The organism is Leptospira fluminis, from assembly GCF_004771275.1.
In the GTDB taxonomy this organism is placed as follows: domain Bacteria; phylum Spirochaetota; class Leptospiria; order Leptospirales; family Leptospiraceae; genus Leptospira_B; species Leptospira_B fluminis.
On the sequence record NZ_RQEV01000010.1, the window covers coordinates 85,073 to 107,707 of the forward strand.

At 47.9% G+C, this 22,635-nt stretch carries 23 protein-coding genes; 4 read left to right on the top strand and 19 right to left on the bottom strand.

Translation table 11 applies throughout. From position 1 onward, the window contains the following. Window positions 1-268: 268 nt before the first annotated feature. The 7 genes from flaA1 to EHO61_RS09240 all read right to left on the bottom strand — a co-directional run bounded on the left by flaA1 (window position 269) and on the right by EHO61_RS09240 (window position 6,518). Window positions 269-1,219, bottom strand: a complete 951-nt coding sequence (gene flaA1 / locus EHO61_RS09210; protein ID WP_135813328.1) for a flagellar filament outer layer protein FlaA1 — start codon at window positions 1,217-1,219, stop codon at window positions 269-271. 21 nt (window positions 1,220-1,240) lie between these two features. Next, window positions 1,241-1,960, bottom strand: a complete 720-nt coding sequence (flaA2, locus tag EHO61_RS09215) for a flagellar filament outer layer protein FlaA2 (protein WP_135813329.1) — start codon at window positions 1,958-1,960, stop codon at window positions 1,241-1,243. A 35-nt stretch (window positions 1,961-1,995) separates the two neighbouring features. Beyond that, window positions 1,996-2,235 (bottom strand): DNA-binding protein, encoded by a 240-nt coding sequence (locus tag EHO61_RS09220; protein ID WP_135813330.1) that lies wholly within the window; start codon window positions 2,233-2,235, stop codon window positions 1,996-1,998. A gap of 342 nt (window positions 2,236-2,577) precedes the next feature. Further along, on the bottom strand, window positions 2,578-3,390 hold the full coding sequence (locus EHO61_RS09225; protein WP_210415328.1) for a hypothetical protein: 813 nt from the start codon (window positions 3,388-3,390) through the stop codon (window positions 2,578-2,580). Window positions 3,391-3,430: 40 nt separating this feature from the next. Next, window positions 3,431-4,516 carry an LIC10775 family protein gene (locus tag EHO61_RS09230; RefSeq protein ID WP_246032065.1) on the bottom strand — a complete coding sequence of 362 codons (1,086 nt, stop codon included), beginning with the start codon at window positions 4,514-4,516 and terminating at the stop codon, window positions 3,431-3,433. Then, complete coding sequence (radA, locus tag EHO61_RS09235) at window positions 4,513-5,883, bottom strand: DNA repair protein RadA (RefSeq protein ID WP_135813331.1); 1,371 nt, start codon at window positions 5,881-5,883, stop codon at window positions 4,513-4,515. The genes EHO61_RS09230 and radA overlap by 4 nt, the downstream gene beginning before the upstream one ends. Then, on the bottom strand, window positions 5,880-6,518 hold the full coding sequence (locus EHO61_RS09240; RefSeq protein WP_135813332.1) for a ribonuclease D: 639 nt from the start codon (window positions 6,516-6,518) through the stop codon (window positions 5,880-5,882). Before EHO61_RS09240 ends, radA begins: the two co-directional genes overlap by 4 nt. 182 nt (window positions 6,519-6,700) lie before the next feature. Between EHO61_RS09240 and EHO61_RS09245 the strand changes: the two genes are divergently transcribed. The 3 genes from EHO61_RS09245 (at window position 6,701) to EHO61_RS09255 (ending at window position 11,079) form a co-directional block, all read left to right on the top strand. Further along, entirely contained in the window at window positions 6,701-8,632 is a 1,932-nt protein-coding gene (locus EHO61_RS09245; protein WP_135813333.1) for a glycoside hydrolase family 36 protein, read from the top strand. A gap of 93 nt (window positions 8,633-8,725) precedes the next feature. Continuing rightward, window positions 8,726-9,199, top strand: coding sequence for a putative lipoprotein (locus tag EHO61_RS09250; protein WP_135813334.1), 474 nt, complete (start codon window positions 8,726-8,728; stop codon window positions 9,197-9,199). 2 nt (window positions 9,200-9,201) lie between these two features. Beyond that, complete coding sequence (locus EHO61_RS09255) at window positions 9,202-11,079, top strand: hypothetical protein (protein WP_135813335.1); 1,878 nt, start codon at window positions 9,202-9,204, stop codon at window positions 11,077-11,079. 8 nt (window positions 11,080-11,087) lie between these two features. Here the strand turns inward: EHO61_RS09255 and EHO61_RS09260 are convergent, their stop codons facing one another. Genes EHO61_RS09260 through EHO61_RS09270 form a run of 3 tightly spaced genes read right to left on the bottom strand, consistent with a single transcriptional unit; the run spans window position 11,088 to window position 13,866 of the window. Then, a complete protein-coding gene (locus EHO61_RS09260; RefSeq protein WP_135813336.1) occupies window positions 11,088-12,191 on the bottom strand; it encodes a PP2C family protein-serine/threonine phosphatase in 1,104 nt (367 codons plus the stop codon). Further along, a complete protein-coding gene (locus tag EHO61_RS09265) occupies window positions 12,188-13,006 on the bottom strand; it encodes a hypothetical protein (protein ID WP_135813337.1) in 819 nt (272 codons plus the stop codon). The genes EHO61_RS09260 and EHO61_RS09265 overlap by 4 nt, the downstream gene beginning before the upstream one ends. A gap of 2 nt (window positions 13,007-13,008) precedes the next feature. Further along, complete coding sequence (locus tag EHO61_RS09270) at window positions 13,009-13,866, bottom strand: histone deacetylase family protein (protein WP_167884850.1); 858 nt, start codon at window positions 13,864-13,866, stop codon at window positions 13,009-13,011. Window positions 13,867-14,018: 152 nt separating this feature from the next. Between EHO61_RS09270 and pyk the strand changes: the two genes are divergently transcribed. Beyond that, on the top strand, window positions 14,019-15,443 hold the full coding sequence (pyk, locus tag EHO61_RS09275) for a pyruvate kinase (RefSeq protein WP_135813339.1): 1,425 nt from the start codon (window positions 14,019-14,021) through the stop codon (window positions 15,441-15,443). A gap of 4 nt (window positions 15,444-15,447) precedes the next feature. Here the strand turns inward: pyk and EHO61_RS09280 are convergent, their stop codons facing one another. The 9 genes from EHO61_RS09280 to hisG all read right to left on the bottom strand — a co-directional run bounded on the left by EHO61_RS09280 (window position 15,448) and on the right by hisG (window position 22,635). After that, complete coding sequence (locus EHO61_RS09280) at window positions 15,448-16,317, bottom strand: mechanosensitive ion channel family protein (RefSeq protein WP_135813340.1); 870 nt, start codon at window positions 16,315-16,317, stop codon at window positions 15,448-15,450. A gap of 70 nt (window positions 16,318-16,387) precedes the next feature. Next, on the bottom strand, window positions 16,388-17,479 hold the full coding sequence (aroB, locus tag EHO61_RS09285) for a 3-dehydroquinate synthase (protein WP_135813341.1): 1,092 nt from the start codon (window positions 17,477-17,479) through the stop codon (window positions 16,388-16,390). Continuing rightward, entirely contained in the window at window positions 17,476-17,937 is a 462-nt protein-coding gene (locus EHO61_RS09290; RefSeq protein ID WP_135768130.1) for an NUDIX domain-containing protein, read from the bottom strand. Before EHO61_RS09290 ends, aroB begins: the two co-directional genes overlap by 4 nt. Before the next feature lie 9 nt (window positions 17,938-17,946). Then, window positions 17,947-18,687 carry a ribonuclease III gene (gene rnc / locus EHO61_RS09295; RefSeq protein WP_135813342.1) on the bottom strand — a complete coding sequence of 247 codons (741 nt, stop codon included), beginning with the start codon at window positions 18,685-18,687 and terminating at the stop codon, window positions 17,947-17,949. 71 nt (window positions 18,688-18,758) lie between these two features. Then, window positions 18,759-18,992, bottom strand: a complete 234-nt coding sequence (acpP, locus tag EHO61_RS09300; RefSeq protein WP_010412054.1) for an acyl carrier protein — start codon at window positions 18,990-18,992, stop codon at window positions 18,759-18,761. Between the two features lie 451 nt (window positions 18,993-19,443). Then, window positions 19,444-20,208 carry a 3-oxoacyl-[acyl-carrier-protein] reductase gene (fabG, locus tag EHO61_RS09305; protein WP_135768129.1) on the bottom strand — a complete coding sequence of 255 codons (765 nt, stop codon included), beginning with the start codon at window positions 20,206-20,208 and terminating at the stop codon, window positions 19,444-19,446. Window positions 20,209-20,600: 392 nt separating this feature from the next. Next, the gene (gene plsX / locus EHO61_RS09310; RefSeq protein WP_135813343.1) at window positions 20,601-21,608 is read right to left on the bottom strand and encodes a phosphate acyltransferase PlsX; all 1,008 of its coding nucleotides are present in this window, start codon (window positions 21,606-21,608) and stop codon (window positions 20,601-20,603) included. Between the two features lie 138 nt (window positions 21,609-21,746). Then, window positions 21,747-21,947, bottom strand: a complete 201-nt coding sequence (rpmF, locus tag EHO61_RS09315) for a 50S ribosomal protein L32 (RefSeq protein ID WP_010570513.1) — start codon at window positions 21,945-21,947, stop codon at window positions 21,747-21,749. 58 nt (window positions 21,948-22,005) lie between these two features. Then, window positions 22,006-22,635: an ATP phosphoribosyltransferase gene (gene hisG, locus EHO61_RS09320; protein WP_135813344.1), complete on the bottom strand. Its 630-nt coding sequence runs from the start codon at window positions 22,633-22,635 to the stop codon at window positions 22,006-22,008.

Sequence of the window (22,635 nt, forward strand, 5' to 3'; positions counted from 1 at the left end):
GTTTCAGCCGTTTTCTTTCCATCGAATCACCTCCGAGAAGGTTAAAACCTCGAGTCGGTTCCCACCCTTTTTTGGGAGGGGGATGGTGGCGGCGCTCTGTTTCGGAGATTCGATTACCATAAGCGCCGAAATAGCTCAAGCTTTTTTTGTTCATTTTGCAGGAGTTCCTGCAAAAATCATCGGGGGAAAAATAAAAACGCGGACCTTCCGAAGAAGAATCCGCGCCGCTATTTTTCCGGACGAATCCGGCAAAAATCCGAAGGAAATTTTACTGCTTATTGTTTTGAGCGGTTCCGCCCTCGCATTCTTTCTCGGCTTTTACCTTCAACATTTTATCCAATTTGCGTTTCGAACGGCAATCGTCTCCGTCGAAATCGATGGAAGCTCCGTCGAAGTGGACTTCGAATACGTCGGAGAGAACTCTCAATTCGTCGAAGAAAAGATACACGGTTTCTCCGCTCGTATCAGGACGGGAACGGATCTTGAACTGTTTGAATACCAGGGTTTTGACTTGCGGATAAGAGTTTACGTCCTGAGGAACGTATGGGGGAATTTCGAAAGTCAATGGTCTCCATCCGATAAAGTCCAGAGATCCGAATTGGAGAATATGGGAATCTCCTTTCCAATCCTCGAGCCAGCCCTCTAAATCATACTCGTTTCCGCGACCGCAAACCCAAATGGAAACGGCCTTAGCCACCCCGGGGAATTCCACTCCGTAGATTTTGAATTCCTTGCGTTTGTTGTTCGCATCCAGATATGCCATCTTACGGATCACTTCGTATTCCGGCGTTTTCGGGGGACGAATAGTTACGCTATTTTCTCCAGGATAGGTGAACGCGAATTTCACGCCCAAAACCTTGGAAGTGGTCGCGTCTACGTTTTTGATATCACCAGGTTTTCCCGGAAGGAGTTTCACCTCCCGGAGTGCCTGAGCGTTAGAAGCCGTCGGTTGGTACTGGGCCGCCTGTCCTTGGGGAACCTGAGTATCCTTATCCGTAGTGACTTCCCAGCCGTACGGGACTCCGTTTGCAGGATTGTCCCAAGATTCTACGGTAATGGAGCGCAACTCCATGCTGCTTACGTCCATACCGGTAGGGGTTTCGATCCCGCCCTTCTTTTTCTTGATGAACTGAGCGCTAACGGTTCCCAAGAGAAGTACCGTGCAAGCTACGAAAGTGATCGTAACAGTCGCTTTGAAAGTTTTGCTGAAATTTCTCATGAGTAAATTCCTAGGGGAAGATTACCAGTTGTCTTTGATCTCGGAACCGGGATACTTCGTATCAGATTTATCGGCACGAACTTCCAAATCATCAACGTAAAAGTAAAAAGAACCGCCTACTTCGTGGATGTCGCTGGTAACAAACAGCGATACGAAGCGAAGATTCTTGTCCAAAAGTGCAAAGCGAGTGCTTTGGGGAACGAAACCCGGAACGGTCGCGGTAAGTTTTCTCCATCCGAAGTAATCCAAACGACCCAGGCGAATATTATGGGTTTTTCCCTTATAATCCCGGAGTTTCACGAAAAGAGTGTGCCGGAACTTTCTCCCGAGACTCCAAATGGAAACCTGACGGGCCTTTCCTTTGATCACATATTCGTGAGGGGGAAACACTTCGACCCGATCGAAACCGCGGTCGTTAAAATAGGTCTTGATTCCGAGGATATGATTTTTATCGATCTGATCTCCACCGTTGTCCGGTACCGTATTCTCGTCGAATACGTCGCGGATCAATCCACGCTGGACCATTTTCAAGGTCTTGGTTTCTCCCAGCGGGGTCGTGGCCTTTGCTCTCCAGTCTTCCGCCTCTTCGAAGTTCTCGAGCATGATCTTCTCGAGGGGATCCGGAGCTCCCGCCTGTTGGTTTTGGCCTTGGTTCTGGTTTCCCCCGGTCTGCTGTCCGGAAGTTCCGGTCAGGGCCAAGAAAAAGAGAACTGTGGCGAGAAGGTACGTCTTTTTCCCCATGAGAAATTCTCCTAAACGATTTAGTGCAATCCTAACTAATTCCGAGACGGCGGAAAATCCATTTCCTCGACGGATCCATCCTCGATAAGAGTTTGGAACTTTCGAAGTACTTCTATCATTCGACCGACTCCTTCGGCCGGAATAAATATAGAGGATTTTTTACTATTGGACCACTCGGAAACTTTAAGGTAGTATCCGTTTTCATTCCGCTTCAAGTCCACGAGAAATTTTTTACTCTGCGTGGCGACTTTTTCGGTCAGGATTTCCGAGTCCAAAATCCAATTCTCCTCCCGTCTCTGTGTATAAATATCGGTAGTCGAAGTTCCAAAATTAGCCAACTAAAAAGTTTTTTAGCCCTTTCTTTAAAAAATCCGCAGAAAGAAGAAAGGATACATAATCAAGGAGGTGGCGGGCTCGAGGGTCAATTGCCGAACGTTTCTCGATCACAATTCTCTCTTTTCCGCCACTCCTTTAAATACAAATTCTTTGTAGGACCTCCTACAGCAATCCGCTAAAAAAACATTCTTGTAGAAACCGGTGAATTCTGATAACTGTCCCAAGTCGTGGGGCTTTCGGGGTACCACCACACCAGCCCCCGCCCAAAATAGGGTGGGGACCTAGCACCTCCTCCTCCATACCACCACCCCCACGACCCAGAGATAATTTAAAACGACCAGACCGGACATCCCGTAAATTCCGGTTCGAACCAACGCCGCCTCCGGATCGGAAAGAGGAATTAGGATTTTCGGTTTGGGAGAAATTTTTAGCCCGTGTAGATGACCGGCTTCCTCCACGGCTTCCAGATAATAAGGGTAAAGCGAAGAGCGGGAAAGGGACTCCCCTACCCCGGTATTTTGGATTTCCCAATCACAAACTTGCTCCGTTAAATTCGGACAGGCGGCCCAAACTTCGATCGGATCCCCCTCTTTCCAACTAGAAGAAACCCAAGGAACCACATGAAAATTCAAAGGTTTTAAAATGGAACCAGGCGCCTTCGGCCGGATCACAGAGGTTTTTTTGGCTTGGTATTTGTACAGAAACCGAGCATCCGCGATCCTGAAAATCCGAACCCCGGGAAACTCCGCCAAGGATCCGGGTTCCCGGACCCCTCCGAAATGTAGCCCTAAAAAATAGCCGAAAGCATGGCTTAAATACAAAGCGGAAATGGGTCCGGCCAAGAACCCTAAAAATAAGGCAAAGAAAACCGCGTTTCCATAGATTTTTGTAAGCCGCAACGCCAGGAAGAAAAACGGGAGAAAAAGAAAAATTAAAAGCGCCACAATGGAGGAGAAATCGCTGAAAATACCTACGGGTAAAAAAAAGGCGGCCATTCCGTTCACAAACAGAAGTCCCAGACCGAGAAGGCGCCAGGGAGGTTCCGGCTTCGGTCCGCGGCTTTTGTCCCAAGTTTTTACGAGAGCAACGATCATCCGAAATCACTTCCTTGGGTCCGACAGCGCGGAATTCCGATCATTCTACGACAATCGTATCGGAAAATCCATCCCAGATTTTTCTAGCTTCGGCTTCGTAACGTTCCGGAAATGATAAACAAAAAAGAATGCCCCTTCTTCCCCTAAGATAGAACCTTTCCAGGAGTACGGTCGGAATTTTTCTGCCATCGGGAGTCGTCACGGTCAAAGTGGTTCTATAGATTTCTCCTTCCTTTTTACGCCTGTATTCCCATTCCTGCATGGTTCGGGAATTGATTCCGCGCAAAGCGTCCCACACTAGGTAATAATTTTTTGCATCGAATGCGAGAGGATGGTAGTGCAGAGTGGTTCCGATCGAAAAAAGGATTCTATCCGGGCGAAAAAAAAGAAGACCTTCCCGGTTTTTCCGATATTCTCTCTCCCAATTTTCCGGGAGTGTTTCCGTCGGAAGATTTCGATAAAATCGATGCACTTGCCAGACCAGATCGGAATCCTCTCCCGAAAAATTCCGATCCTCGTCGGGAAAAAGATATTTTAGATTCGAATCCAAATCCAAGGAAAACGCGAAGTCCGTGCTCCGGACGCGCAACACACCTCCATGGATGCAACCGAACGGATCCGTCAGCCTGGAAATCTCCTTTTCCTTATGCGAATACCGGTCCATGTAAGCGCTCAGGAGTTTGGAAGTTTTCCTGCTTCCTTCCGTGGTCATTTTTCCGTACCGCAAAAGATAGCAGACGGACATTCCTTTTAATAAGCGAATTGCCGCAAAGGGGTTCCCGTGTCTTTCCAGCGCTTCCGCCTCGCTATAATGAACGTCCAACTCCTCCGTTTTGGGAAAGACTTCGCGAAAGTCCCGATCCAACACGAATTCCGCTCTTCCGTCCTTGTAAAAACGATAATTCCGACCCCGCGAATCGGTTTTCCAAACGAAATGCGCACTCATTCGGAAAGCGCTTTGGAGACGATTGTGAAGGAGTTCCTCTTTTTTTTCCTGATCGCCAAACCAGGGCTGCCTCAGCAGCGGATCGATTTCTTTTTCCGCTTCCTGGGCGACTAGGTTGGAAGTCCCGAAAGCGAAGAGCAGCCAAACGAACAGGACCGCTCTTGCCGGATTCGAATTCACCGGAACAATCCTTCTAATTCCGAAAGGGATTGGATCCCGACCAATTCCAAACCTTGGATCGGCTCCGTCTCCGAAAGATTTCCCGAGGGTATATAAACCTTTTCCATTCCTATCCCCTTCAATTCCTTTAAACGAAGGGAGATCTGTCCGACGGATCGAACCTCTCCCGAAAGTCCCACTTCGCCCAAGACTGCGATCCGTCCTTTTATCGGACGATCCGTATAGCTGGAAAGAATCGAGGCGCATATCGCCAAATCCAAAGCGGGTTCGTCGACCTGCAATCCTCCGGCCAAATTTCCGAAAATATCGCATTCCGAGAGTTTGTGACCTAGGTATTTTTCGATTACCGCAGCGAGAAGGATGAGCCTCCTGGTATCCGGCCCTTCCGCCATACGCCTCGCTTGAGCGTAATTCGTTCTACTGACCAGCGCTTGCACCTCCACGCTGAGGGCGCGGCTTCCTTCCAGGACGGCACTGATCACTGAACCGCTCTTTCCTTCCGTAAGGGAGCTGATAAAGACTCGGTGTCTATCCTTTACTTCCCTCAATCCTTTTCCGTGCATTTCGAAAACCGCCAGATCTCCGACCGCACCGAAGCGATTTTTAACCGCCCGCAATAAACGAAAATAATTCAGCCTATCGCCTTCGAAATAAAGCACTGTGTCCACCAGGTGCTCCAGAATTTTCGGTCCCGCAATCGCTCCGTCCTTCGTGATATGCCCGGTCATGAGGATCGGAATTCCGGTTCGTTTAGCCGTTTCCAATAAATGTTGTGTACATTCGCGGAGTTGAGTGACCGTTCCTGCCTGATTCGGTAAGGCCTCTCGTGTCATCGTCTGTATGGAATCCACGAAGACCAGGTCGGGTTCCAGATCCTCTATCATTGCGCCCGCATTTTCCACGTACGTCTCCGACGAAATCAGCAGATTCGGAGAAAGTACTTCCATACGGGCAGCGCGCAGCCCTACCTGGGACGCGGATTCTTCTCCGGAAATATAAAGCAACATTTTGCCTCGGGAAACCAGGCGCCTGCTGATTTCGAGAACCAAAGTGGACTTTCCTACACCCGGTTCTCCTCCGATCAAAATCAGACTTCCGGGAACAAAACCTCCGCCTAACACCAAATCCAGTTCGGAGAGTCCGCTTTCCACTCTCTCCGTATCTTCTTCCGGAACGGAATCCACCGGAATCGGCTGTTTGTAACTCGCGTTCTTTCGGAGCGAAGAGGGAGCGGAAGAAAAACGATCCCCTGTCGACTCCTCCTGGATGGTATTCCACTTACCGCAGGAATCGCACTTTCCGGCCCAACGTGAAAATTCCTGTCCGCAAGCCTGGCAGAGAAAGATTTTGCCTAATTTCTTCTTCAATGTTCGAATAAATTTTCCATTTCCAACCAATCCAATTGATTGAAGACGGGCAGACATCGGAAACATTCCTGGGCAAGTTCGAATCTACCTTCCCGTAATAGAATCCCCGTCAATTTCTGCTCTAAAGCGATCAAAAAAATCACGTCTCCGGAGGCGTAATCGATCTGGTCTTTGGAAAGGATTTTCGCCCCCCAGTCGGAAGATTGGTTCTTTTTATCCAACACTTCGTCGAAAAATTCCCGGATAATATCTTTCAACCCGTGTCGATCCGTGTACGTTCTTGCGAGCTTCGAAGCGATCTTGGTGCAAAAGATCCCTTTCGTCTCTATACCGAGGCGATAACGCAAAAATAGGGTATCCATCCGGGCAAAATGAAAAACCTTAATAATATCCGATTTTTCGAATAAACGTTTCAGCCTCGGAGCCTCTTTCTGCTCGGGAAGAATCTGTACCAAGCTGACTCTGTTTCGGGAATCGCAGATTTGGACCACGCAAAGCCTATCCCTACGAGGATTCAATCCCATCATTTCGCAATCGACCGCGAGACGGTCGTCGGTGAGATATTCATTCAGTCTTTCTTCGGAAAGATCTCCCGGAAACAGATCCGGTTTTAATGCGGGACGATTCGATGCCATAAAACCAAGGTACCGCTCCGTCCTGCCTAAAGCGAGTAAACTTCCTTTTTTTTCCTTTTCCGCCTTCCACTTTTGGAAACTATCGTCTTTGTTTCCGTCCCGAAGCCGTTTTTCGTAGGCACAGGAGCGGAACGAGGAAACGCTAAATTGCCATCGGACAAAAAAAGGATGGAGAGACGGAAATGAACGCTTATCTACGCACGAGAATCTACGAAAAACATTCCGTTTCAAGATTCCGTTGTTCCGAAGATTCCAAAGAAACTCTCAGTGATTGCGGGAACTACAGATTTACTCTGAAGTCGGTGAGATCCGGAGGGAGAACCACGCTTTTTCCCGAACTGGAATGGGTCTCGAGCAAACGCCCCCAAGCCGGTCTGGAAATCCTGACTTTGGAGCTGGAATTGCCTAAGCACGGAATTTCTCACGGGCGTTTTTTCCGTCACGGGTACCAATCCTGGAGTCTTTCCGCCAGCCAGGGTTGGGAGGAAGCGGACGAATCTCCCAAACTCTCCTTCCTGCAGTATTCTCAGGAGAACGTATACACGCCCCATTCCGGAAAAAAGGGGGATTGGACGTCCGAGATGTTCGTTCTTTTATTTCCCTCCTCCGCAAAAGAGCAGAATTATTTCGCCGGGGCGATCGGAAAGGGAGAAGAAGGGGTAAAATTCAGGGTCCGCTCCTCCGAAGTCGCTCGGGAATCAGCAGGAAAGGACTTGCCGGGTACGGAAGTCAGCGTCGTTTACGACATCCATAGATTCGAGGATTTTAAAACGAACAGGCTCCACCTGACTCCGATCCGAATCTCCAGGTTCAAAGGAGACGAATCCTTATTCCTAAAGAACTACTTCGCGGAATTGGGCAGGGCGTTCAAAGTGAAACTTCCCCAAACTCCGGCCCCGACCGGGTGGTGCTCCTGGTATCATTACTACACTAAGATTTCGGAAAAAATAATATTAAAAAATTTGAAAGAACTTAGAACCAGGAACCTTGGATTGAAAGTCTTTCAGATAGACGACGGTTACCAGTCCGAGATTGGAGATTGGTTGGAAACGAACGACCGCTTTCCGGGCGGAATGAAACTTATGGCGGACGCAATCCGCTCGCAAAAATTCGTCCCCGGAATCTGGTTAGCCCCCTTTTTGGTCCGGAAACGATCCAAATTCTTTCAAAAATACCCGGAGGCCGTCTTGAAGGACAGGGAAGGAAATCCGGTCCCTGCCCTATGGAATCCTCTTTGGGGATTCGATTCCACCTACACGCTCGACGTTTCCCATCCCGCCTCAAAGGAGTTTCTGGCCCATGTGATCCGAACGATGGTGAAAGAATACGGTTTCGAATATCTGAAATTGGATTTTTTGTATTCGGCGCTGCTCCCGGGATGGACGTACGACAGAAACGATTCTCCTCATACGCGGTACATAAAGGCGATACAATTGATACGGAAAGTCGCAGGAAAGGAGACTTTCTTGCTCGGTTGCGGAGCTCCGATGCTTCCTTCGATCGGCCTATTCGACGCGATGCGGATCTCCTGCGACGTCGCACCGTTTTGGTTTCGCGAAAAGAAACGGATTTTTGCGAGAGATCGGAACGCGCTCTGCACAGAACGTGCATTGATAAACGATATTACGAGGGCGTCGATGCACAGGAACTTCTGGTTAAACGACCCGGACTGCCTTCTTGTCAGAGACAAAAAGAACAAGATGACCCCTGCGCAAACCAGAATCATGGCGAGCGTCATGGGGCTGTCGGGCGGAATGCTTTTCGTTTCGGACGAGCTCGCATTGCTTTCCCCCGAGCGGGAAGATCTGTTGAAAAAAACGCTCTTCCTCCAATCCAAATGCAGGAATAAGACTCCGATTCCCATCGGCATCGGTTCCGAATTCTTTCCGGCGGCGATGTACAATCCCGCAGGTTTTCTCGGAATCTGGAACCCCAGCGAAACTTCGAAGGAGATCCGATTGGACTTGAGCTTTCCCTGGGAGAAAAATCGCAGGATCGATTATTGGTCGGGTCAACTTGTGGAGAATATCGAAATCGACTCGAAAAGGAAATCCCTTAAGATCCGGCTGGAGCCGTGGGAGTCCGTAGTTCTTTCCTCAGGAAAACTCAGTTGACGATCGGTTAAAAAAAAACCAAAATTGGCCCTGCGAATCGGAACTTCCGTTTTGGGATTTTTCGTTCGAAGGAAATAATTGAGGTATTAACGAATGAATTCATTGAGAAAGAGCGTAGGGATCCTAGCGGTCGTTTTCACACTTTTTGCGCTCCAAAATTGCTTCATACTGGATTTTATCGCTTCCGTCTCCCAATCCGTGTCTAAATCCTCGGACTCCGTCCAAAGCTTATCCAAGTCCGTCGTATCCATCTCGGCCTCGATTTTCTCCTCTTCCTCCAGCGATAAGGACGAAAGAAAATCGTATCGCCAGGATGTGGAAACTCTCACTGCCATTCATTTGAACAGAGGCCTGGTCTCCGAAGAGTTCGAATCGGACCTGGCTTCCGTTGCGCGAAAAAACGGAGTCAATAACTGGAAATCCCTCGAGGATACGTACATCTCCATCGGTAAAGGAATGAGAAAGGCGGGCGTGGAAACGGATAGATTCAATAGTTTTGCGGACGAATTTGCGTTGACCCGTCCGAAAGTTGCGAACGCTCTACGCAAAGGATTCGCCTCTATCTAAGGGTGTTCCGTTCGCTTATCAACAAGCGGTCTTTCCAAGGCCGCTTTTCCTTCCTTCTTCTCCTTCCGATCCTTTTTCTTGCCTCTTCCTACCCGATCGACGCCAAAGACGTTCCACTGGATTTCATTTATGTGGACGCAAATACCGGCCAGTCCAGCGGAGGACACTCCGCCTTAAGATTCCAGGACACCGTTTATCACTTCCAATATTATCCGGACGAAATCTTCCGTATCGTCCGGGAACCGTACGAGAATTTTTCCTATTCGTATAATATTTACTCGAACCGTACCAGTCGGATCGTAAGTCTCTCTCTTCCCGAAAGCGGTCTGGAAAAACTTCGGGACGGACTGGAACGATATAGTTTACAACAGTTTAAACATCTAAACAACCTGGAGGGACTTCGTTCCGATTCGGATTTTTTTCGCGGATTGCATTCCCGGAATCCGAAAGTTTCCGTACCGAGTCTGGGTTATTTCGGGAAGGAATCCGACTCGGACGAAACCTCTTCGGTATATGGATTCTTACGGGAAAGACTGGGAGGAAATTGGTTGGGCAAAACGAGATCCCGCCTTAGGCAGGAACTTTTCCAAGCGGTAGAAGATGGAAGATTCTCCGATTTTCCCGCCCTCCCCGCCACGACAAGAAAAGAGTATCCTTTTTTTAAAGGAGGGCCGGCCAAATGGTTCCTTTCCCGACTGTCCAAGTTGGCATTTCTGGAAACGCTCGAAAAAGGGAATGGTCTGTCCAAGGAAACGATTTTTTCCCCCGTTTCCCATCGTATCAACGAATTAGAAAAATCGAAATTATCAGGACTGCGGGACGATCTTCTGAACTCTTTGTCAACGAATCTGGAGGAAGATTCTGCGGACTGGGGGCCGAGCGCTCTTGTCTCTCTGGCGAGAATCCTGGCGATAGAAGAGTCTCTTCGATCCGACAGACTCGTTTTTTTGATCACCTTTCCGCAAGGATCGGATTTCGTACCTTTCGACCGGTTATTGGAACAGAAAGAAACCACGGACCGAGCTTCGGGGGAATTGTTCGCCGCCTCTATAGAATACAGGAAAAATTTGAACGCGGCAGCGGAATGGAACGAGGAAAAGTATCGGATCTGGGAGGATTTAGAAAACCGCGCGTTCGAACTTCGCACCGGACTCTCACGCGGAATATCCGTGCGTAATACTTTCGAAATCCTGCACCCGTCCCTACCGGCCGCAATCCCTTACTCTTTTCCTCTTCCCTCGAGAGATGAGTTGTCCTCCCGGTTGGGTTTGAGCGAAAAAAGGGAAAAAGAATATTATAATAACCTAAAAAAACTCTACGATTTCCGTTTGATCCGGAAAAACTGCACGACGGAAATCTTCGACTCCTTCGAAGACATTCTGAACGAAAAGGAATACGAATTGTGGCTGGGAAGAAGGATAAATCCGCGGACTTCCCTGGCCTTTATTCCATTTGCGGCATACGACAAAATCAAAGCCGATTGGAAGTCCGTATCGGAAGAGACCGTCCTATCCTTCCGGAAGAGAAAATTGGAATCCATGCGAAAAACGGAATCCTCTTGGAAAGTTTCCCTGAGGGAATCCAACACGCGGACTTCTACGATTTACGAAAGCAACGAGGAGGATTCTGACTTTTTGTTTTTCACGGACGACGTGATCTGGGTCCGACCGGTTTACGGACTGATCAATTTGGGATTCGGACTGGGCAACGGATTCGTCGGAATCTTCACCCTTCCCTTCGATAAGGGAGCGAGAGTCAAAAGCGGCCTACAATCCGCGTTTTTTTCTCTGCCCGAACTTATTTTCTTTAATATTCGGAAAGGTTCCTTTCCGAAAGCCTCTCCTCGTGAATCACAAGAACCGTCGAACACGGAGAATTAGAGGCGCTCCTAAAGCTGAATCAGAATATAACTCGAATCGTCCCGAAATTCCCGGGTAGGCAATGTCGCCTTGGAATATATTTGGATAGCCGCCTGTAATTCCTCGATCGGTCTATCCCTCTTTCTCAATTGTTCCAACTCGGCAAATAAAGGACTAGAGAGATTATTCAGAAGGCCGTCGCTGTATAAAAACAGAATGTCCCCGTTCTGAAAAGAAATCTCGTGAGCCTCGAAATCCAGGTCGTCCATAATCCCGAGCAATTGACCCGATTTTTTGTTCAGCAATTCCATCCCTTCTTGCCTATACAGAACGGGAAAGGGATGCCCCCCTCTAGCATATCGTATTTTTTTTTGGTCGGGTCGAATCACCGCCGCGGCCGCAGTCAGGCTGTGAGTGCCGATCTCGGTGGAAAGTTCCATATTCATTTTACGTAATACGTGCGAGGGATCCTCCTTTTCGCGGAACGCTTCCCGGGCCACGCTCGTCATCAGGAGACCTATCAATCCGGAAGTGACCCCATGGTCTTCTATGTCGCCTAACATGGCCATCACCGAGCCGTTCGATCTGGATAGCACGTAAAAATCCCCGCTGACAAAGGACGCGGGAATATTATCGACCAGCACCTTATACGGCGATAAATCCGGAACGGAAAGGATTTTTCTCTGTATTTTGGAGGCCAATCGCAGGTCTCTTAGTATACTTTCCTCCCGAGCCTCTTTTTCCTTCACCAGAGTATAGTAATCCAGGGCTCTTTGGACGGCGATCCTCACCGTCTGGAGCGAAAAGGGTTTTAAAAGAAAATCCGAGGCCTTGTGGGTCAGGGAGGTCATTACGTCGTTGATGTCCCTTTCGCCGGTCATCATGATCACTTGTGTGGAAGGACTTAGGTTTTTAAAGTAGGGCAGCACGTCCAATCCGCTGGTACGGGGCATGTGTATGTCCAGAAATACGATCGGATTGGCTTCCTTTTCGAAGTATTCCTTTCCCCTGTCCACGGAATCGAAAAAAGTCGAATTGTATCCCAACTTTACCAACAGAATTTCGAGTGCTTCCCCTACGTCGCGATCGTCATCGATGATCAGAATTTCGGGCTTTATCGAAAGTGAGGTCATTTTTTGATCCTGGAGAATTCCTTCGTGTTGGAAATTTTTGCAACGGTAGAATTGTATTCGTGGTCGAACAAGGATTTTTCCAAATAGTTATTTATACAAGAGACCATTTCGCCGTAGGTCCAGTTGTATACTTTCGAAGTTTCCGCATCGACCACCTGTCCGGAATGAATGGCCCCGGAAAGGGAGCGGAGGTTTTCCTTCCGGAAAGAGCGTAAAAGAGCCCTAAATTCGCCCTCTTTTTCGGGACTCAAAAATCGAAAATTCTTATGAAAGAGGACCGCGTCATGAAAGTATTCCGGGATATTAAAGGCGCCTGCGGCCCCGATCTTACTAGCCAATAGACGGATAAAAATCGTGATCTCATTCATCACGTTCAATCCCGGATACTCCTGACCTTCGAATAATCTTTTTTTTTCCTTCAATTTTCCGAGACGGACGTTCTGACTTAATAGCCAATCTATATAGATCATCGGAAAGGATTCACCGATTTTTTTAAAACTGAAATCCGAAAATTTCAGCCTCATGTGGACTAAAACCGCCCCGTTCGGAGTTTTAATGAAGATCCGATTATCCACTTCCGAAATCCCCTGGATCTCCAATTTCGTCTCGTAAAATCCCCGCAACGCCAACAGTTCGAACATCCCGCTCTGCACAAGGAGATCGTTCACGTCCTCCTTAGAGAAGCGGTTGAATAAGGTGTCCTCGATCCCTAAATGCGTTTTAAACTCTCGATTGATGTCGATCAAACCGAGAGCGTCAGGGTCTATGTAATTTTGGCCGTTACCGGATTTGTCGGAATTGGAAAAAATACTCATTCTTAAATCAGCGACGCAAACACTCGTATCGTATTGAAATGAATCCTCACCGTATCGTGAAAATTTCTGGCATATCCGCCGGCAGGCAACACGACCACGGGCACATCCAAAGAATCGGCAAATTCTTTGACCATCTTGTCCCTTCTTTTCAATCCGTCAAAGGTCAATTTTAGATCTCCCAGAGAATCGTCCTCGAAAGGGTCCGCGCCCGCGAAATAATAGATCAAATCCGGCTTGAAATTTGCTCTCGTCTGAGATAGCCCGGCTTCCAGAGCTTTCAAATACGTCTTATCATTCGTACCGTTTTCCAAGGGAACATCCAAACTGGATTGTTCCTTTTTAGGGTACAAATGCTCTTGGTGCATGGAAAAAGTCCAGACTGACGGATCCTCCTTGAAGACTTTCGCGTTTCCGTTTCCTTGGTGCAGGTCCAAATCGACGTACAGCACTTTTCGATCGGGATATTTTTGGAGATATAATTTGGTAGCGACCGCCGCGTCGTTCAGATAACAAAAACCTTCCGCTCGATCGGGCATACTATGATGAAAGCCGCCGCCTATATGATACACGTATTTGTAGTTCTCGGTCGACTCGGTGGCAAGAATGGTTCCCCCCACTCCAAGACAGAAACTACGCACGATTTCCCGGTTCAAAGGTAATTCGGAATACATGGTCCTGTCCGTATAACGAAGATTCATGAAGTCGGAAAGAAATTCGGGAGTGTGGACCAAGGACAATTCCTCAGGTCCGACCGGGGAAGGTTGCAATGCAGGAAGATTAGAAAGCCTAGAATCTTCCTTGACTTGATTATATATCATCCCGTACTTGCGTGCGGGAAACACATGCGCGCCCAAGTCCATATTATATTCCGGATGGTAAACAAGAGCGATCCGATCTAACTTCTGTCGCAAAGGGGCGTGCCTTTTTTTTCCCAAGCTTACCCTTTCGTTTTGCCCCGTAAAGAACGAAATCGCGGTCTTATATACGTCCAACATCTCGGAGGCTCCAATTCATGTTTAGTCCTGAAAAGAAAACAAAAATCGTCTGTACCATAGGTCCATCCTCCTCGGAAGAGCCGATCATCACCGCTCTTTTAAGGGCGGGAATGGACATCGCGCGGATGAATTTTTCACACGGCACCCATGAAGATCACAAAAGAGTCTTTGAAAAATTGCGTAAATGCGAATCCGAATCCGGAACTCCCCTGGGAATCATCGCTGACCTACAGGGACCTAAAATCCGAACCGGAAAACTTCGCGTTCCCCAAATCCAACTCGAAAAGGGCAAAACGATACGACTTCTTGCGGATCCCGATTATCTAGGCGATTCTGAAGCGATCGGCACTACCTTTCCCACTCTAATCGAAGACCTAAGAACTGGCGACAAACTTCTTATCGACGACGGTAAATTGCTGTTGGAGGTGGATTCTAAGACGGAAAAGGAAGCCGTTTTAAGGATTTTGATCGGAGGAATATTAAAAAGTAACAAAGGAATCAACCTCCCCGGAACTCCCATCTCCGCCCCTGCGCTTTCCGAAAAGGATTTATCGGATCTGAAATTCGCCTTAACCCTAGGAGTGGATTACGTCGCATTAAGTTTTGTTCGCCGTGCAAGCGACTTGGAACTTGCCAGAGAAATGATGAGAGGCTCGCAGATAGGACTGATCGCGAAAATTGAACGTCCGGAAGCGATCCGGAATATCGACGAAATCATTGAATCGGCCGACGGAATCATGATCGCTCGCGGCGATTTGGGCGTGGAAGTGGAAACGGAAAAAGTCCCGGTACTCCAAAAAGAACTGATTTTTAAGGCCAATCGCGCGGGAAAGCCGGTGATCACTGCAACGCAGATGCTCGAATCGATGGTGGAAAATCCCAGACCGACCCGAGCCGAAGCGAGCGACGTCGCGAACGCGGTTATGGATGGAACCGATGCCGTAATGCTTTCGGGAGAATCCGCCAGCGGGATGTATCCTGTGGAATCCGCGGAGATGATGGCGAAAATATTAAGGGAAACGGAAAATATAGATCGTATCTACGAAATCCACTGGAATCTCAAAAAATCAGAGTTGGAAGTGGAAAGGGCCGCTCTCGGTTCCGCGGCGAGAGAAATCGCCCACGATATAGGAGCGCGAGCCATCGTCAATTTTACCAGAAGCGGTTACTCCGCGTTAATCACTTCGGAAATGAGACCGAAGGTACCTATCCTTTCCTTTACACCCTACCTTGCGACTGCGAGAAAAATGAAACTATATCGGGGAGTCCAACCTTACGTAATGCCTTTTATGGACACGTTTCAGGATATGATACGCTACATGGAAACTAAACTCGCGGAGGACCAAAGGCTTACTCCCGGAGACATCATCGTGATCTTATCCGGCGCTCCCGGAGGGCAGGCAAAGTCGGTGGATTTTTTACAAATCTACAGGATAAAATAGATTTTCATAATAAGGGAATCCGAGCCTCTTCGAATTCCCTCAATATGACCTTGGAGATATTCGCTCTTTGGTTTCTCTTTTCCTTGATATGAGTCAGGTATCTTAACGAAAAAAGGACGCCGCCTTCTTCCGTAAGAATATAAACGATCGGCGTGGTGATCCCTAGGCGGACCAAATAGTTCTTGGAAAGTTCGCGAGCGGTATAGTCGATCTGAGGCCTGTCGATCACGGATTCGTTTTTTATAATGGAGTTCAATATCTCTTCGGCTTTTTTCCAATCCGCGGAATGAGGGATCTTAACTTTGAATTCGTCCCAGACAAACCCCATTTTTTCTTTGATTACGTACACTTTATTCAGAATCACGGAATGATTCGGAAGGTGAATCAAACGATTGGTCGATTGCTCGGATTTGGGATCGACGCTCACTTCCATGAGCGTAAATCGGTTGATCCCTATGTTGACCACGTCTCCCTTGACACCTTCAATTTCTATCCTGTCCCCTACTTCGAAACCGTTGCTTCCGTGGATGAGAAACCAACCCACATAATTCAATGTGACGTCCTTGAGAGAGATCACGATACCGGCCCCGGCCAATCCCATAACGGTAGGAAGATAAGAAAGTCCCGAAAAAACGACGGGCAACAGGGAAATCACGCCGACTAAGACGAAGGAAATCCGGGTCAATCTTCTCCTATTGTATTGTGCCGATGCGTCTGCGGGCGGGATCAGGCGATCCAATAAAAAGACAAAACTTTTGTATATTACAATAAGCGAAAGAATGAAATAGATAACGAGAACGAAGTCCTGGGTAAAGGACCTTTCCTTTAAACCGAGCAAGTATAAGGGGTTTAATAATTCTACTATTTCCAACATAGGTTAGAAGGAACAATTTAACCGGTCCGCCTTCCTGCAATCAAGGCTAATCCGAACGAGGCTCCGACTTTTAAAGTTTCTTTTGGCGTCTAAAAACGTCCGCAATTTCCTCTAAAGATACGGGGATATCCCAGACCGCGTTTCCAGGAGATCTCAATAACACGAAACGCACGGAAGAACCTACGTTTTTCTTATCGTGAAGAGCGTGTTGTGCGACCTTCTTCGATTTGCTGCCGTCCCGATAAGGCAAATCGTATTTTTTCAGGATCTCTTTCAGGGAATTTATGAAGTCCGGATCGAGTCCTTCTTTTTCGGAGGAAAGAATCGCAGCGGTGACGAGTCCGATCGAGACGGCTTCTCCATGCGAATACCTGCGATATTTTGTTAGGGACTCGATCGCATGCGCGGTGGTATGTCCCAAATTCAAGGTTTTACGGAGTCCCGCTTCCCTTTCATCCTGTCCGACGATTTTGGCTTTAAAACGTACCGATTCCGCGATAAAATCATGAAGGACATCCGATCCTTGGTCGTAAATCTCCGAATCATGGGATTTGATTTTCTCGAAATATTCCCCGCCTTCCAAAACGGAATGTTTCACGATTTCCGCCATTCCGCACCGCCATTCCTTTCTAGGAAGACTTGCGAGCGCGGATAAAGGTGCAAATACGAACTCGGGCTGGTAGAAAGAGCCGATCATATTTTTGCCCAGATCCGCGTTTACCGCCACCTTTCCACCCACGGAAGAATCCACGCAGGCCAATAAAGTCGTCGGAATCTGCGCGAATTTAATTCCGCGCAAGAAAGTAGAAGCGATAAAGCCGGCAAAATCACCGACGACTCCGCCGCCTACGGCAAGGATAAGACTCTTGCGATCCGCACCCAATCGAATCAGACGGTTATAGACTTCCGCGGTGCGACCTATGTGTTTGTTTTTTTCCCCGCTACGGATATGGATCTCGTGAATCGGTCGTTCCAGGCCCTTAAGCTCGGAAGTGTATTGTCCGGAAAATAACTTAGACAATTTCTTTTCGGTTAAGATAAAAATCGAAGATACTTCGCGAACGGATTCCACGACTTCCTTTAAACCTTGAAAATCTTGATTTAAGATTACTGAATATTCCTTGGAGGAAGTCCTTACTTTTATTTCCCGGATCGGATTCATTTATCGTACACCCATTGGCTTTTCAGATAAGGAGAAGGCTTGAATTTTCCGGCAGAAAGATAGGATTTTATGTCCGGTCGTATGTCCATCTCCTTGATGGCTGCGATCGGAAAATATCCGAATCCTGTGATCGCTTTTTCCTTCAGATTCATTTCCGGATCCTGCTTTCTTACGTTCGTTAAGAACACCAATTGTATCAGATGACGATTCCCTTTCGGATCTATGGATTCGTTCAGGAATAGAAAAGAAGCCGAAGTGACGTCCAAGGATAATTCCTCCTTTAACTCTCTGCGAAGGGCGTCTTCCGCATTCTCCCCGAATTCGATTCCCCCGCCGGGCAATAACCAATAGTAGGAGTCCTTCTTTCTTTGTTGCAGGAGGAGAATTTCGCCTTTTCGGTTACGGATCAGGGCCGCGACCCGAACCCGAAGTCCCTTTTTTTTAAAGAAGAATTCCATTCAAATTCGTTATCCGTTCTTGATACCTAGAATACGTAGCATATTCCGTGCGGCATCCTGTTCGGCAAACTTCTTATTTTTTCCGATGCCTTCGGTTTCATACTTATCCCTGATTTTAACGGAAACTTGGAAGGTTTTTGCATGATCCGGACCGGATTCCCGAAGCAGGCGGTATGTGGGAAGCGTCTTGAATTTTCTCTGGCAGACCTCCTGTAAAAGGGTCTTAAAATCCTTAACCGATTCCAGTTTTTCCGAATTCTCCGCGAATTCGATCAGATTTTTGAGGATAATCTTTTCTGCTGCTTCCATCCCTTGGTCCAGATAGACGGCACCGATCAAGGCTTCGAAGAGATTCGCTCCTAATTTCTTTTGACCGGAGCCGCTTCCCTCGCCACGACCAAGAAGAACATGAGCGCTAAGACCGAGTTGGTCGCTGATCGAGTTCAATACGGTCGTCGATACGAGTTTCGACTTTAGGCGTGAAAGTTCCCCTTCGCTAGCCTTCGGATATTTACCATAGAGGTATCTTGCGACTACTAGACCTAAAACGGAATCTCCTAAAAATTCCAGTCTTTCGTTGTCCTCTTCGAATTCGGAATGTTCGTTTTGATAGGAACTATGCACGAAAGCCAGTTCCAAAAGTTCGATTTTCTTAAAGCGAATCCCGAGCGATTCAGCGAATATTTTAAGGTCTTTCAGCCTTACGGCTTTCTTAGATTCGTTTGCTTGGAGGGGATTTTTTTTTATCAAAGGATTTTGATAAAAGAAGAAGGAAAAGAGAGTTCCGAGTTCCCGTAAAAGAACCCGGAAATCCAGTCTGATTAGGACTTAAGAGCGTCGATGAATTTGATAACGTCTCCGACGGTTTGGATCTTTTCAGCATCCTCGTCGGAAATTTCAACACCGAACTCCTCTTCGAGAGCCATTACTAGCTCAACGGTGTCAAGGGAGTCTGCTCCAAGGTCGTCGATGAAGTGCGCTTCAGGAGTAACTTCGGATTCGTCGACTCCGAGTTGCTCAACTATGATGGACTTTATCTTTTCGAAATCTGCCATTTGTTTCCTCCGTACCAGCGAAGTGGTATGTAAGTTTTAGTTAGGTTTAGAATCGGGGATGAATTCATCCACCGATTTTTAAACATTTTTATCCGGAAAGTTTTGGCAAGCGTTAACGGGCGAGATTCGGAAAAAAACCTATTAGAAAAGAAAAAACCGAAGAAAATTTTTCGTAAGTGAAAAGTCGCATTGAATCAGTTTTTCTTTTGCGAGATCAGTAAGTTTTTTTATTCCAGAATTGTAACTTTCCAGCTCAAAAAAAAAGAGGAGATTCAACTTTAGATTCCTTCCAGTTATGCGAGCCGACTTCTCTTTCGAACGAACGCTAGGAGAAAAAGAGCCTTTCTTTCTAAAGATTCGAACGGCGTTCACCTAAATCGGAACAAATATGAAAAAGCCCGATGAAAATCGGGCCTTTTCTAGTAAGGATCGCTTGGGAGTGCGAACGAATTTACGCTTGAACTCCCGGCAAGAATCCTCCGCCGTTCACTTCTATCACTTGACCGGTGATAAAAGAAGCCAGATCGGAAGCCAGAAAAGCGATCGTATTCGCGATATCCTCCGGTTGTCCCGCTCTTTTCAAAGGAATCGCCGCTACCATAGCCAGACGTAATTTTTCAGGAATCGCATCCGTCATTTCCGTATGGATAAATCCCGGTGCGATTGCGTTGCAACGGACCTTACGAGAAGCCATCTCCAGAGCCACAGCTTTAGTGAAACCGATTACACCCGCTTTAGATGCGGAATAATTTGTTTGCCCAATGTTTCCGTTCACGCCTGCGATCGAGGACAGATTGATAATCGATCCTCCGTTCGGATTTTTTGCCATGAATTTGACGGCGGCTTGGGTACAATTAAAGGTACCGGTCAAATTTACCGCAATCACTGCATCCCATTGTTCCGGTTTCATTCTAAGTAACAAAGTGTCTTTCGTAATTCCTGCGTTGTTAACGAGAACGTCCACGGAACCGAAAGCGTCCACCGTCGCCTGGATTCCGGCATGAGCCGAATCCGCGTTGGCAACGTTAACGGAGATTCCGATCGCTTTCACGCCAGTCGCCTTAGCGATTTCCGCGGCCGTAGCCTTACTGGCCTCCTCATTCAAGTCTGCAATTACAACGTTCGCACCGGCCTGTGCTAATTTTAAAGCAGTAGCTTTTCCGATTCCGCGTGCCGACCCGGTAATAATGGCGTTTTTGCCTTTCAAATCAATCATCGGTTTCTTTCCTCACCAGATTCTGCGGTTAGCCTATTTTTACCTTCCTAGGGGTCAAGGGGTTTTAAGGGGGAAGGAGTCGAGTGAGTGCGATCGGGTGTTATTGCGCGAATGAAGGAGAAGGTTCTGGACTAGTAATGAGGTACGGGGGGTAAGGTGCGGCCCCCACCCTGGTTCGGGTGGAGGAGGTGGGCTCGTGGGCCAATCCTCCAAAGCGCCTATCACAAAAACGTCTTTTCGGCAACTTCTTTTTAGATTTTGAACCTGCAGGAACTCCTGCACACAATTTTTCCAAAAAAAACTTTACGTAAGAGAAATTGCATGCTATGCGCGTCCGAGCGTCACCGCAGGGGGTACCACCGCACCGGCCCCCTCCCAGAGCAGGGTGGGGACTACCCAATCCCATATTCCTTAATACTTTCCGTAATTCTCCGGTTTACGTTCCGTTCCGCGCATTCGGTCACAACTCGAATCGCACTGCGAACAGCATGAGCATTGGACGAACCATGTCCGATCAGGCAGATCCCGTCGACCCCGAGTAGAAGCGCGCCCCCATATTCCGCATAATCCAGGCGTTTCTTTATAGCGGTGAAAGTAGGTTTTAGAAGAAGGGCCCCCGTCTGGGCCAAACTCGACTGCGCGATGCTCTCTCTCAAAACGTTAAAGATGGATTTGGATAACCCCTCCGTCGCCTTCAGGACAATGTTTCCGATAAAACCGTCGCATATCACGACGTCCACGTCGCGGCCACCGCCGTATAAGTCCCTGCCCTCCACGTTCCCGACGAATTCGATCGGTAGCTTTCTCAATAACTCGAAGGCTTTCAAGGTGACGGAATTCCCTTTCTTGTCTTCTTCTCCGTTGGAAAGCAGACCTACCTTAGGTCTTTCGATCTCGAAAATCATTTTGGAATAGATTTCCCCCATGATCGCGAACTGCGCCAGATATTCCGGTTTGCAATCCACATTTGCACCTGCATCGATCAAAAGAGCGGGAGGACCTTTTTCTCTCGGAATCGGAGCCGCGATCGGAGGTCTGAGAACACCCGGAATTCTTCCTAAATACAGGAGAGACGCGGCCATAGTAGCCCCGGTATTCCCTGGAGAAAACATTCCGACGCAGGTTTTGTCCGCCACCAGTTGAGCGGATTGGACGACGGAAGAATCCTGCATCGCTCTTACGGCGATAGAAGGGGAATCGTTCATCTCTATGATTTCCCCGGCATGAACGATACGAATACTTTCGGGATCGTATTCGTATTTCAGAAGAATTTCACTGATTTCTTCCTCTTTGCCGACGAGAACAACCTTTCGTTTGTCTTCATTAACGGCTGCTACGACGCCTTCCACGATCCGATCGGGACCGTAATCGCCGCTCATTCCGTCGACGGCGACCCACATAGAAACCTTTAGATGCCGCTAAGGAGACTGCCGGAAATCACCGAAAGCAGTCGGTTGTAGGACTTCCCCAGGAGGGAAAAAGTGATTTGGAGATTGGCTCCGGTCCGGTCGCCGAGAAAAAAAGGCGCCATACTGAGATTAGGTCTCTTCGTTCGACTTCCTGACTTTAGGCTCCAGAACGACGCGATCTTTATAAAAGCCGCATACGGGACAAATTCTGTGAGGAGGGCGGAAAGAATTGCAGTTCGGACAAGGAACTAGGTTCGGTTTACCGATCGCGTGGTGTGCACGCTTCATCCTTACTTTGGATTTGGATTTTCGTCTCTTAGGAACTGCCATTGTTCTTCTCTATAGATAAGATCGTTTTTTACGACTATGTTTTTTTTTGGCCGTGATTTCACAACCGTTTTTCAAAAGCTACGAAGGAATCCAGAAATTCTCCCGATTCCTGTCTCTTAGAATACAAGGAAGACCGATTGAATACGAGCCTCGCCGTGGATTCCAAAATAGTTTCGATTTCCTTCAGGTTATTCGCCCGCAAAGTGCTTCCCGTGGAAACCAGATCTACGATACAATCGGACAAACCCACTAAAGGGGCCAATTCTATACTTCCGTAGAGCTTTATCACTTCGCAGCTAATCCCTTTGGAGAGAAAAAATTCCCGTGCCAGATTCGGATATTTCGTAGCTACGCGCACTTTTCTCTTTCCGGAACTCAAATTCCAACCGTTCGGAGCGGCCACGGACAGTCTACATTTTCCGATTCCCAAGTCCAAAGGAAGTAACAGGTCGTACCCCCCTTCCTTTAGCACATCCCAACCTACGATACCGGCATCTGCCGCATTCTGCTCCACGTAAGTCGCCACATCTTGGGAACGCACGAGTAGGATGCGCACCCTTCCCTTCGGGTCCCGATAGATTAATTCTTTGGAATCCGGATCAGGTCTGCCTTCCAGCCAACCTTTGGAGACCATAAGTTCTATACTCTCCTCCGCAAGCCGTCCTTTCGGAAGCGCCAGAGTCAGCAT